Source organism: Microbacterium sp. CFBP 8801, assembly GCF_014839455.1.
In the GTDB taxonomy this organism is placed as follows: domain Bacteria; phylum Actinomycetota; class Actinomycetes; order Actinomycetales; family Microbacteriaceae; genus Microbacterium.
Map to the genome: position 1 here is coordinate 18,995 of NZ_JACYNU010000020.1, position 11,523 is coordinate 30,517.

Annotated in this window: 12 protein-coding genes and 1 tRNA gene; 7 read left to right on the forward strand and 6 right to left on the reverse strand. The window is 70.9% G+C overall.

Annotated elements, in window-relative coordinates; translation table 11 throughout:
* Window positions 1-73: 73 nt before the first annotated feature.
* Both IFR11_RS14835 and IFR11_RS14840 read left to right on the forward strand, forming a co-directional pair.
* On the forward strand, window positions 74-1,525 hold the full coding sequence (locus tag IFR11_RS14835; RefSeq protein WP_191916667.1) for a cation:dicarboxylate symporter family transporter: 1,452 nt from the start codon (window positions 74-76) through the stop codon (window positions 1,523-1,525).
* Window positions 1,522-2,355, forward strand: coding sequence for an aldolase/citrate lyase family protein (locus IFR11_RS14840; protein WP_191916668.1), 834 nt, complete (start codon window positions 1,522-1,524; stop codon window positions 2,353-2,355). The genes IFR11_RS14835 and IFR11_RS14840 overlap by 4 nt, the downstream gene beginning before the upstream one ends.
* A gap of 123 nt (window positions 2,356-2,478) precedes the next feature.
* Here the strand turns inward: IFR11_RS14840 and IFR11_RS14845 are convergent, their stop codons facing one another.
* Genes IFR11_RS14845 through IFR11_RS14860 form a run of 4 tightly spaced genes read right to left on the reverse strand, consistent with a single transcriptional unit; the run spans window position 2,479 to window position 4,954 of the window.
* Entirely contained in the window at window positions 2,479-3,033 is a 555-nt protein-coding gene (locus tag IFR11_RS14845; RefSeq protein WP_055839248.1) for a DnaJ family domain-containing protein, read from the reverse strand.
* Window positions 3,030-3,962, reverse strand: a complete 933-nt coding sequence (locus IFR11_RS14850; protein ID WP_055839245.1) for an oxygenase MpaB family protein — start codon at window positions 3,960-3,962, stop codon at window positions 3,030-3,032. The genes IFR11_RS14845 and IFR11_RS14850 overlap by 4 nt, the downstream gene beginning before the upstream one ends.
* 48 nt (window positions 3,963-4,010) lie before the next feature.
* Window positions 4,011-4,505 (reverse strand): hypothetical protein, encoded by a 495-nt coding sequence (locus IFR11_RS14855; RefSeq protein WP_191916669.1) that lies wholly within the window; start codon window positions 4,503-4,505, stop codon window positions 4,011-4,013.
* 38 nt (window positions 4,506-4,543) lie between these two features.
* On the reverse strand, window positions 4,544-4,954 hold the full coding sequence (locus IFR11_RS14860) for a DUF4383 domain-containing protein (RefSeq protein ID WP_070409302.1): 411 nt from the start codon (window positions 4,952-4,954) through the stop codon (window positions 4,544-4,546).
* Between the two features lie 272 nt (window positions 4,955-5,226).
* Here IFR11_RS14860 and IFR11_RS14865 point away from each other — a divergent pair, with 272 nt between their 5' ends.
* From IFR11_RS14865 to IFR11_RS14880, 4 genes are all read left to right on the forward strand, one after another.
* Window positions 5,227-5,655, forward strand: coding sequence for a YdeI/OmpD-associated family protein (locus IFR11_RS14865; RefSeq protein WP_191916670.1), 429 nt, complete (start codon window positions 5,227-5,229; stop codon window positions 5,653-5,655).
* Window positions 5,656-5,709: 54 nt separating this feature from the next.
* On the forward strand, window positions 5,710-6,345 hold the full coding sequence (locus IFR11_RS14870) for a hypothetical protein (RefSeq protein WP_055839237.1): 636 nt from the start codon (window positions 5,710-5,712) through the stop codon (window positions 6,343-6,345).
* A 62-nt stretch (window positions 6,346-6,407) separates the two neighbouring features.
* On the forward strand, window positions 6,408-6,644 hold the full coding sequence (locus tag IFR11_RS14875; RefSeq protein ID WP_191916671.1) for a hypothetical protein: 237 nt from the start codon (window positions 6,408-6,410) through the stop codon (window positions 6,642-6,644).
* Between the two features lie 279 nt (window positions 6,645-6,923).
* Window positions 6,924-8,975 carry a hypothetical protein gene (locus IFR11_RS14880; RefSeq protein ID WP_206755309.1) on the forward strand — a complete coding sequence of 684 codons (2,052 nt, stop codon included), beginning with the start codon at window positions 6,924-6,926 and terminating at the stop codon, window positions 8,973-8,975.
* 134 nt (window positions 8,976-9,109) lie between these two features.
* Here IFR11_RS14880 and IFR11_RS14885 read toward each other — a convergent pair.
* Window positions 9,110-9,182 (reverse strand) — tRNA-Arg (locus IFR11_RS14885).
* Between the two features lie 146 nt (window positions 9,183-9,328).
* Here IFR11_RS14885 and IFR11_RS14890 point away from each other — a divergent pair.
* The gene (locus IFR11_RS14890) at window positions 9,329-10,825 is read left to right on the forward strand and encodes an L-serine ammonia-lyase, iron-sulfur-dependent, subunit alpha (protein ID WP_191916673.1); all 1,497 of its coding nucleotides are present in this window, start codon (window positions 9,329-9,331) and stop codon (window positions 10,823-10,825) included.
* Window positions 10,826-10,916: 91 nt separating this feature from the next.
* Here IFR11_RS14890 and IFR11_RS14895 read toward each other — a convergent pair whose 3' ends face one another.
* Complete coding sequence (locus IFR11_RS14895) at window positions 10,917-11,348, reverse strand: MarR family winged helix-turn-helix transcriptional regulator (protein ID WP_191916674.1); 432 nt, start codon at window positions 11,346-11,348, stop codon at window positions 10,917-10,919.
* Window positions 11,349-11,523: the final 175 nt, after the last annotated feature.

Genomic DNA, 11,523 nt, shown 5'->3' on the forward strand with positions numbered 1-11,523 from the left:
CGATCAAAGTCATGACATCGACCGGCACCCCCGCCGGACTCAACGAAGGCGTTCAGAAAAGGGGAAGTCGCCCATGGCACTCTCACTCCGCACCACCCGAGACGGTCGGCCTCGGAAGAAGATCGACCGCAACCACTGGCTCTACATCTCGGTCATCATCGCCGTCGTCGCCGGTGTCGTCGTCGGTCTCGTCGCTCCGGCGTTCGCCACCACGCTCGAGCCGGTCGGCAAGGGCTTCGTCAGCCTCATCAAGATGATGATCGCCCCGGTCATCTTCTGCACGATCGTCGTGGGCATCGGCTCGATCGCCAAGGCCTCCACGGTCGGCAAGATCGGCGGCCTGGCGATGGTCTACTTCCTCGTGATGTCGTCGTTCGCGCTCATCATCGGCCTCGTCGTCGGCAACATCATCCACCCCGGCGAGGGCCTCAACATCTCGGGCTCGACGTACGAGGCGGCCGCCGAAGCGACCACGACCCAGGACTTCATCCTCGGGATCATTCCGACCACGTTCTTCTCGGCGTTCACCGGCGGCAGCATCCTGCAGGTGCTGTTCGTCGCCCTCCTCGTCGGCTTCGCCCTGCAGGGCATGGGCGAGCGCGGCGCGCGCATGGTCGAGGGCATCCGCAACTTCCAGGTGCTCGTCTTCCGCATCCTCGGCATGATCCTCTGGCTCGCCCCGATCGGTGCCTTCGGCGCGATCGCCGCGGTCGTCGGCAAGACCGGCTTCCAGGCTGTGATCAGCCTCGGTGTCCTGATGGGCGCGTTCTACCTCACGTGCTTCCTCTTCATCACCCTCGTGCTCGGAACGCTGCTCTACGTCGTGACCCGCACCAACATCTTCACGCTGATGAAGTACCTCGGTCGCGAGTACCTGCTCATCGTCGGCACCTCCTCGTCCGAGGCGGCTCTTCCCCGCCTCATCGCCAAGATGGAGCACCTCGGTGTCTCGAAGCCCGTCGTCGGCATCACCGTCCCGACCGGCTACTCGTTCAACCTCGACGGCACCGCGATCTACCTCACGATGGCGTCGCTGTTCATCGCCTCGGCCATGGGCTCGCCCATGTCGATCGGCGAGCAGATCGGCCTCATGATCTTCATGATCATCGCCTCGAAGGGGGCAGCCGGTGTCACCGGTGCGGGCCTCGCCACCCTCGCCGGCGGCCTCTCGGCCTACCGCCCCGACCTGGTCGACGGCGTCGGCGTGATCGTCGGCATCGACCGGTTCATGTCGGAGGCCCGTGCGGTCACCAACTTCACCGGCAACGCCGTGGCCACGATGCTGATCGGCGTCTGGACCAAGCAGTACGACGGTCAGCGTGTGCGCGAGGTCCTCTCCGGCAACATCCCGTTCGACGAGACCCTGCTCACCGGTCACGACCACTCGGCCACCCCGGCGGCGGATGCCAAGGAGCTCGCCTCGGCAGAGGTCGGCGCCGGCCCCGCCGTCAAGGTCGACACGCAGTCGCTCGACGCGTTCCGCGCCCAGGCGGCGGCGGAGGCAGCGGCGCGGGGTCGTTCGTGAGTCTGACGCACGACACCTCGGCGGGGGCGGCTTCGGTCGCCCCCGCTCCGGCGCGTGTCGACCTCGCGCGCACGTGGATGCTGCGCTCGCCGCTCGCCGGCGGCCTCGAGACGTCGGCCGATGTGCTGGTGCTCGACCTCGAAGACGGCCTCCCGGTCGGGCGCAAGGCCGAGGGTCGGGACCGCGCCCGCGCCGCGGCCTCCGACGCCCCGGTGTGGTTGCGCATCAGCGCCGCCGGAACCCGCGACGGTCAGGCCGACCTCGCTCTCGGTCGCGAGCTCGATGACCGCCTCGCCGGCGTCGTGCTGGCGATGTGCGCCGGGCCCGCCGACGTCGCCCATGTGGCGGCATCCCTCCCCGCCGGTGTCCCCATCGTCGCCATGGTTGAATCGGCTGCGGCCCTGTTGGCCGCCCCCGCGATCGCCGCGCACCCGGCCACGCGCCGTCTCGCGTTCGGCACCGGGGACTTCCGCCGCGACACCGGCATGGGGGTCGACCGCATCGCCCTGTCGTGGCCGCGGGCGCAGCTGGTCGTCGCCTCCGCCGCGGCCGGTATCGCCGGACCGATCGACGGCCCGTGCGGTCCGGTGGATCAGGCTCAGGATGCCGCCGCGCACGCCGTCGCGATGGGATTCACCGGCACTCTCGCGCTCCACGATGCCGCCGTCGCCGGCGCACATGCCGCGTTCACGCCGTCGCCGGCCGAGGTCGACGCCGCTCTCGCGCTGCTGTCGGCGACGCCCGACGGTCCGGTCGACGGCTCCTACGCCCCGACCCTCGCGCGTGCCCGCGCCCTGGTGGAGCGCGCCGAGGCGTTGGCCTCGCTCTGACCGCAGCCCTGAGCCTGTCGCGGGGCCGGCCCGCATTCCGGTCCCGGTGAGGTCGACGAGGTCGGGATCCGCCTGTCGCCGGGTCTCCGTCTCAGCGCCCCGGGCCCTCAGCCGGTCGGCGCCTCAGCGGCCCCGCCCGAACCAACGCCGACGCCGAGCCGGTGCCACAGCGACCGCCGCCTCGCGTGCACGCCGCCGCTCGCCCCATGCCCGCACCTCGGCCTCGACGTCGACGGTCGGCGTCACCACCGGCGGCCCGCCCTGCAGCTGACGGCGGGCTTCGATGACCCGGCGGTTGAAGTCCTCCACGGCCTCCCGCACCTCGGGCTCGCGCGTGAGCGCGTCCAGCCTCTGCGCCATCTCGGCGTGCTCGACGCGCAGGGTCAGCGCGGGCGGTCCGAGGCCGGTGAGCTGCTCGGTCTCGATCTTGCGGCGGATCCACCAGTCGGGGTCGTGAGCGCCGCCGAGGTCGGGCAGGGGCTTGCCCGCGCCGGGGAGGTCGTCGAACTCGCCGCGACGGATCGCCTGCTGGATCGCCGTCTCGACGAAGGCGGCGCGTTCGGCGGCCGTCGACCCCCGCGCCGGACGCTCGTCCGACGCGGGTTCGAGCAGGCCGTCGTCGCGGAGCGCGCGATCGAGGCGATACCGTTCGGCTGCCTGGCGGGGGTCGTCGCTCACGCGGCCTCCCGCCCCTCACGCTCCAGGCGCCGCAGCCGCTCGCGCGCCATGTCCTGGGCCCGCGGGCCGGAGCCCAGGGCCCGCTCGGTGACGCGCAGGATCACGCGCGTAAGCGTCAGGACGGGAAGAGGCCAGCGCCGCACGCCGAGCATCTTCCGGTAGCGGCGGGGGATCGTCGCCACCGCCGCCGCGAACAGCACGCGGTACGACAACCCCATGACGCCGGGGAACGGCGGTCGGCGCAGGAACGAGACCACGTCCGCGACCCGTTCGTCTCCGCGCAGCTCGCCACGCTCCCAGAACCCGTCGATCTCGGCGCGCAGGGCCGCGCGCGTGAGGGGCGGGTCGACGACCCGCATGAGCCGCCCCGCGGTCGCCCAGTCGGCGACGTAGGCATCGGGTCCGCCGGGGATGGGTTTCTTCGAGGCCTCGTGCCCGGCGAGGAACGCATCGGTGAAGGCCAGGTGCACCCACCGCACGAGGTCCTGCGCCTCGGCCGTGTACCGGCGTTCCTCCCCGTCGCCCGCCTGGTACTCGCCCTTCACCCGTTGGTGGAAGCGTCCGACGCGGGCGGTCTCGGCATCCGCCTGCGTGCGCGAGCCGTAGGTCAACGTTATGACCCAGCGCACCGTACCGGTGAGGCGTCCGATCGGATCCTCGCGGTAGCGCGACCAGTCGTGCACGCCCGCCAGCGCCCCCGGGTGCAGCGCCTGCAGCAGCAGGGCGCGGATGCCGGCGACCAGCGTGCCCATTCCGGCGTGCACGGTCCACGCGGGACCGTTCTCGACGAAGTAGCCGGCGTCGTCGCCCTCGGCGATCGCGCGCACGTAGGGGGCCATGCCGGTCGGGTCGCCCGCGAGGGCGACGAGGATCTTCCCGCGCAGCGACTGGATCCAGTCGGGAGCGGGGGAGTGGGGAGCGTCGGTCACCCTTCCAGCGTGCCACCGTCTGAGCGGGTGGGCTCCGTGGAGAGAGGGTCAGTGACCTTCGTGGGTGATGACGGGCACGGTGCCGTCGTCGCGCAGCAGCACGGCGTTCTGCGTGGCGCCGAGGGCGGGGGTGACGACGACGGCGATGACGGCGGCGGCGACCAGCAGGCCGATCACGCTCATGGGTTTGGCGGTGCGCGCGGGTGCGGCGGCCCGGCGTTGCCGGCGCAGGTGCACGGCCGTGGTCGCGCCGACGACCACCAGTAGGAAGGATGCCGCGGCGACGGCCACGATGCTGGTGCGCGCGGGAGCAGCGAACATCAGCGCGAAGACGGCGAAGAGAGAGACCAGGCTGCCCGCGAGAGCGGCGCGGGGTGTGACGAGGCGCCCGGCGGAGAGAACCGCTGCGCCCCAGACGAGGGCGGCGAGTCCGAGGACCACCGCCCCGACTCCGAGGCCGCGCGCGGCGACCCCGGAGCCGGTGGTGATGATGGCGCCCGCACCGAGGGCTGCGGTGATGAGCCCGGCCCCCCATGCGGACACGGAGGGCCACGACCTGACGAACGTCGCGGCGGTCATCGTCAGACCGCTGCGGTGCGGGGGACGTTGCGCTCGGTGCCCAGGCCGACACCCAGCAGCACGACGGCGCTGGCGAGGTGCAGGAAGTGGTCGGGCACGTTCAGCGCGAGGATGTTCGCCGAGGTACCGACCAGGAAGAAACCGACGATGCCGAGCAGCAGGTAGACGGCGCCGACGGTCGTGTTGACCCCCTTGGCGGCGCGTGCGTTGGCCAGACCCGCGACGAGCAGGGCACCACCGATCAGAAGGTGGGCGATGTTGTGCAGCGGGTTGACCTCGAAGATGCCCAGCAGCAGGCCACCCTGCGTGGCGATGAATCCGACACCGCCGGTGACGGCGAAGCCGAGCAGACCCACGAGCAGGTAGACAGCGCCGAAGACGGTGGCCACGAGACGGTTGGGTGATGAGCTCATGATGAACCTCCCAGAGAGTTGGCAGCGACCGTCCGGCCGCGTCACCTCATCTTCGAAGGCAATGCATGGATTGGATTGGCCTTTGCGTCAGTGGCAGGCGATCCGGTAGAACCCGGGCGGGTGGGGCGACTCCCGAAAACGACAGAAGGCCCCCGAGTACTCTCCGAGGCCCTCCGCTACATAGGCGACCATAGGGGGGAAGCGAATGCCGACTCAGGGCATTGCGTTTCACCCGGTGTTCACGTAACCCGCCGGTCTGCCACACTGCGGTCATGCGTTTCGAGACGACCCTGTCGCAGATCGGCAACAACACCGGGATCGAGGTGCCGGCCGAGGTGGTCGAGGCCCTCGGCGGCGGCAGACGCGCCGCCGTCGTCGTCGATGTGAACGGGTACGTCTATCCCAGTACGCTCGCCGTCATGGGCGGGCGGCAGCTCATCCCGTTCTCGGCCGACAAACGCGCGGCGACGGGGTTGTCGGGCGGCGATCCGATCGTCGTCGAGCTGCGACTCGACACCGCTCCGCGCACCGTCGAGGTCCCCGACGATCTCGCCGCGGCTCTCGACGCGGCGGGCGCGCGCGCCGCGTTCGACGCTCTCGCTCCCAGCGCCCGAAAGGCCCACGTCGCGAACGTCGAGGGGGCCAAAACGGCCGACACCCGCGCGCGGCGCATCACCTCCCTCGCGACGAAGCTCGGTTGATCTCGACGGACCGCGTGGGGGACGCGCGACCGATAGCCTGGAGCGGGAGGTCACGTGGGGCGCACGAAGGAAGCCATTGCCGAGGGGCTGTCGATCGCGACGGCCGCGGCCCGGCTTTCGCTGCGCAACCGCATCCTGGTCGAGACGATCGCCCGAGGCGGTCACTTCGACGGTGACGTCTTCGCGGAGTTCGCCCGGAAGACCCTGAGCTCCCTCGCCGACGAGCAGGACCAGGCCGCCGAACGCGTGACGCATCAGCGAAAGCGTGCGTGGGGCCGATTCTCCGACTCGTCGGGAACGCACGACTACCGCGACCGAGACACCCGCAACCTGCGCCGTCGTGCCAAGCAGTCGCACGGCGTCGCCAAAGAGCTGCGTGCCCTCGCCGACGATCCCGAGCGCGTGCGCCAGCTCGTCGCCGCGGCGCGCATCGCGGCCTGGGGTGACGTCGAGGCCAATCTCAGTCAGCGTCTCGACGTCGAGGGGATGACGGCCGACGCCGACCCCGAATACGCGACGATGCGGCGTGCCCGTATGGATGCCCTGCGCATGGTCGACCTCGCCCGCCTCGCGTCGCAGGCGAAGCGCCGGGCGAAAGACAAGGCCGAGGCGGCCGAGGCGGCCTCCGAGGCCGCGCCGACGACCGGCGGCGGCAAGAGCGGCAAGAAGAAGAAGTCGGCCGCTCTCTGACGCGGTCCCGGAGCGCGGCGAGGGCGGCGTCCGGATGCCGACGCCGTGCTCAGACACGGTCGATGGCCACACGGAGGGCGGATGCCATGGCGAAGCGACGGTTCGGACGCACGGCCCGGGTCGCCCGGTCGGGGTACGCGATGGTGTCGGTGAGCGCGCGCGACGCGAACGGCTTCGTGCACCACTACGACGACATCGAGGCATCGCTCGATTCCCTGCGCGAGGCCATCGCGGTCCTGCAGCGCACATCAGCGCGGGACGATGCCGCGCCCGGCGACGAGTCCGGCCCGCTCTCCTGAGACGCGATCTCGCTCGAAGAACGCGCTTTCTCGAGTCGATAAGCTTCGCCCGTGAAACCGCTGGGACATCCGCGTCGCCCCTCTCGATTCCTGACCATCCTCGCGGCGCTCGCGTTCACGGCGAGCGCCCTCCTGCCCAGCGGCGTATCCGCGGCCGCGTCGACGGTCGATGCGCCGCCGGCACCCGGGGCCGCCGCGTGCCGTGCGCCGGCGGGGGACAGCCCGCTTCGGGAGGGATTCCCCCTGCCGGCGAACGCGCTTCCCCCCTCGGGTTCCCCGGTGGTCGCGACGCTGTACGTCGACTTCGACGATGCGCCCGGAGACCCTCGGGAGATCCCCGGGATCGAGGAGACCCTCGACGTCTCGGTGAAGGCGCTCGACGACGCTTCGCGCGGCGCATTGACCCTTCAGCGACGGTCGCATCCCGTGTGGACGCGCCTGGCCGGATCCTCTGCCGAGTGGGAGGAGGGTCAGCAGGATCTCGCGAGTGCCGTCGCCGCCACCGACGACGTCGTCGACTTCTCGAACGTCGACGTGGTCTGGGTGGTCTGGACGACGAAGACCCCGCGTGACGCCTTCCGCTCCCACGCGGGCAACGACTACCAGGTCGTGGCCGACGGACGCACTCTGACGCACGGGGCGCTGCTGCGGCAGGTCGATCTCAACGGGGGCGGCCATTGGGTGCCCACGCACGAGATGGGTCACGTCCTCGGTCTGCCCGACCTGTACGACACCTCGAATGACGGGGCACCGTCCACGCGATGGACCGGGCCATGGGACCTGATGGGCTCGACGATCGGTCCAGGGCATGCGTACTTCGCCTGGCACCGATGGATGCTCGGCTGGGCCAGCGACGCACAGGTCGCCTGCGTGCTGCCCGGTGAGACGCGCACCGTGTCTCTCTCGCCGGTGCAGTCCGACGGCCCGACCCTGCTCGCCGCGGTGCGTCTCGACGCCTCGCGTGTGCTGACCGTCGAGTCCCGGCGCGCCGAGAAGTGGGACGTCGGCATTCCCCACGAGGGCGTCCTCGTGTCCACCGTCGACGTGTCTCGCACGATGGGCGACGGCCCGATCCAGGTCGAGTTCGCCGATGGCCGGCATCCCGACGTCCGGAATGAGGCGACGCTGCTGGACGCCCCGCTGCGCGTCGGCGAGACGTACACGGATGCCGCGACGGGCGTCTCGATCCACCTGGACAGCACGGGCGCAGACGTCGATGTCGTGCGGGTGGACGCGTCGTCGATCACCCCGCGGCCCGTGACCGCCACGAAGACGATCGCCACGTACCGGACCACGAACGACGGCGCGAAGATCATCCCGCTCGATGACCTCGTCACCCGCGACACGGGAGTGGATGCCGTCGCCTTCGGCACGTTCGATCTGAGAGACGACGGCGCGTTCCTCAGGAATGGAGAGCCCTTCTTCGCCGACACTGACCCGGACGCACGGGCCGAGCTCGCCGAGGTCCGTGCTGCCGGGATCCCCGTCGTCGTGACCCTCGGCGGCGAGTCCGCGTCGATCTGGTCGGTGCTGAGCCAGGACTTCGACCGCTACTACGGGAACCTCCGCGGGTATCTGCAGATGAACTCGTTCGACGCCGTCGAGCTCGACATCCGCACGGACCTCGACACGGGCATGATCGTGCGACTGGTCGACGCTCTGCGCCGTGACCTCGGCCCGCTGTCCACCGTGTCGCTCGTCGGTGACGAGGCGGCGTTCGCGGGAGCAAGCGACTCGGCTCCCGACTATCCCGCCGTCGCGGCGGCGCGCGGCGACGACGTGGCGTGGTTCGCCCTTCGCCTCGCCTGCGACGCCGTGATGACCGGCGACGACTACCGCCGACTGGTCGCCCGACTGGGGATGCCACCCGAGAAGGTCGTCCTGTCGGCCCGCACCTCGCCCGCTCTCTGCCCCGCGGGAAGCGCGTTCACCTCACCCGATGAGTTCGCTCGATCGCTCCAGGACATCGTCGCTGCCGAGCCGCGGTTCGGCGGAGTCCGGGGGGACGAGTACGCGGGGGCCCTTCCGGGCGGTGCGTCGGCACCGTGGCAGTGGTTCGCGACGATGACCGCCGCGATGAACGACCCCGCGCCGCAGCCGACGGTGTCTCCGCAGCCGACGGCGTCGCCGGATCCGACAGCGTCGCCTGAGTCGAGCGACTCGCCGGAGCCGACGGCCTCCGCGGGCCCGACCGCGTCGGCCGCACCCGGCCGTCCGAGCGCGCTCGCCCAGAGTGGCACCGTGGTGTGGCTCGGGCTTCTTCCCGTCGCGGGAGCGATCATCGCCGCCGGCGTTCTGCTGTCCGCGCGGAGGCGTCGGACGACGAGCTGAGATCCGGTGCTGCTCTCTCCGCGAGGCAGGGAGAGCAGCACCGAATCGCGGCGGCGGATCGTCGCCGCCCGAAAACGAGACAAGGCCCGGTCGGAATTTCTTCCGGACCGGACCTCTACTGTCTCAACACAGTGTGCGCCCGAAGGGACTCGAACCCCTAACCTTCTGATCCGTAGTCAGATGCTCTATCCATTGAGCTACGGGCGCAGGGCCTCCGCGCGAAACGGCGCGCAGGCCGTGGTCAAGCATAGCCGCGACCCCGGGGCACGTCTAATCGGCCCCGAACGGCGTGCATCCCGGGCGTGGCGCACCGGTGACCACACGGTGTCGGAGGGGACACGTACGCTGGCGACATGAGCGCCTACGTCTCCGCGTTCGAGCTGTTCTCCATCGGGATCGGACCCTCGAGCTCCCACACCGTCGGCCCCATGCGCGCGGCCGTCGATTTCGCCGCCCAGCTGCGCGCTCACGGCATCCTCGAGCGGGTGGCATCCGTCTCGTGCGCGCTCTACGGATCGCTCGGTGCGACCGGCATCGGCCATGGCACCCCCGACGCCGTCGTGGCGGGCCTGCAGGGCCTCGAGCCCGAGACCGTGGATCCGGATGCCGTTCGCCGCGCGTGGTCGGACTGGCCCGACGGGCGTTCCCTCCGCCTCGCCGGCGAGCACGAGATCCCGTTCGCGAAGAGCGATGTCGCCCTCGTGCCCCGGACGCGCCTTCCCGGGCATCCCAACGCCCTCACCCTCGTCGCGCGCGACGCCGACGGGGTCGTCCTCGTCGAGGAGACGTTCTACTCGATCGGCGGGGGCTTCATCCGCCGCGAGGGCGAACCGTCGGCTGTCGCGGCCGCGCCCATGCCGCTCGCCTTCGACGACGCGGCCACCCTGATCGAGCTGTGCGACGAGCGCGGCATCACCATCGCCGAAGCCGCGCGCCTCAACGAAGCGGCCCTGCGCTCCGACGACGAGATCGCCGCGGGCCTCGACCGCATCTGGGACGCCATGGCCACCTGCGTCGACGCCGGCCTGCGCAACGACGGGGTGCTCCCCGGCATCCTGAAGGTCAAGCGCCGAGCCGCCGTCATCCGAGGACAGTTGGATGCCATTGAGGCCGAGGGCCATCGAGAGTTGCCGGGGGAGTGGCTCGGGGCGTTCGCGCTCGCCGTGAACGAAGAGAACGCGGCCGGTGGTCGAGTCGTGACGGCGCCCACGAACGGCGCGGCTGGAATCCTTCCGGCGGTGGCGATGTACTGGTGGCGTTTCCTCGCCGACTCGGGACTGGGGGCGGGCAACGCCGTGACCCCCTACGGCGAGCTGGTGGGCAGCGCTCTTCTCGGGTACGACGGCCACGCCGTCACCCGCGGCGAGGTCGCCGCGTGGGACGACGGTGACGTGGCCGAGGCGAACCGTCGTCGTGGCATCCGCCGCTTCCTGCTCACCGCGACGGCCCTCGGCTCGCTCTTCAAAGCCAACGCGTCGATCTCGGGCGCCGAGGGCGGATGCCAGGCCGAGGTCGGCTCCGCGTGCGCGATGGCCGCGGGTGGTCTCACCGCCGTCATGGGTGGGACGAACCGGCAGATCGAGAACGCGGCCGAGATCGCGATGGAACACCATCTGGGCCTGACGTGCGATCCGGTGGGTGGACTCGTGCAGATCCCCTGCATCGAGCGCAATGCCATCGCCGCGTCGACGGCGGTCACCGCGGCGCGGCTCGCCCTGCGAGGCGACGGCTCGCACTACGTCTCGCTCGACGCCGTGGTCGAGACCATGCGCCAGACCGGCATCGACATGTCGACGAAGTACAAAGAGACCAGCGAGGGCGGCCTGGCGGTCAACGTCATCGAGTGCTGACGCCCGTGGCTCGGCTGGTCGCAGCGCGTCGGCGGACCGGCGGCCCGGCGATCGGCCGGGGGCGGGAGATCGCCGATCGAGCAGGTCGTCGTCAGGCGGGGGCGCGTAATTTCGCGGTGAGTGCCTGCAGCTGGGCGAGCTCGTCATCGTCGAGGCGCGCCATGCGCGCGGCGATCGAGCGGCCGTGTGCGGCGGCGATGCCCCGGAACGTGACGGCGCCGGCTTCGGTGGCGGTCACGAGCGAGCCTCGACCGTCTTCGGGGTCGGCGCACTTGGTGAGCAGACCTCGCGTGACCATGCGCTCGACCAGGCGTGACACGCTCGGCTGGCTGATGAGCATGTTGCCCGTGACGTCGCGCAGGCGTGCCGTCATGCGCGGGGACCGCGTGACGGTGAGGAGCACGTCGTACTCGGCCTGCGTCAGCTCGGTGCTGTCGAAGTCGGACCGGATGTCTTCGAACACCTCGTACTGTGCGCGGAAGAGGCTCTCCCACGCCTGCACGGCGAGACGTCGATCGGTCATGCATTCAGCGTAGAGGGAGGACGCCTCGGGAGGACGCGCTCTCGGGTCCGTCCTGTGGACAAAGAGTAAGGGCCGGTCGGAGAGGCTTCCGACCGGCCCTTGTCCCTGCACCAAGAGTGTCCTGCAATCACATGTCGGTAGCTGCCACAGCAAAACAACTACCGTGCGAGCACTC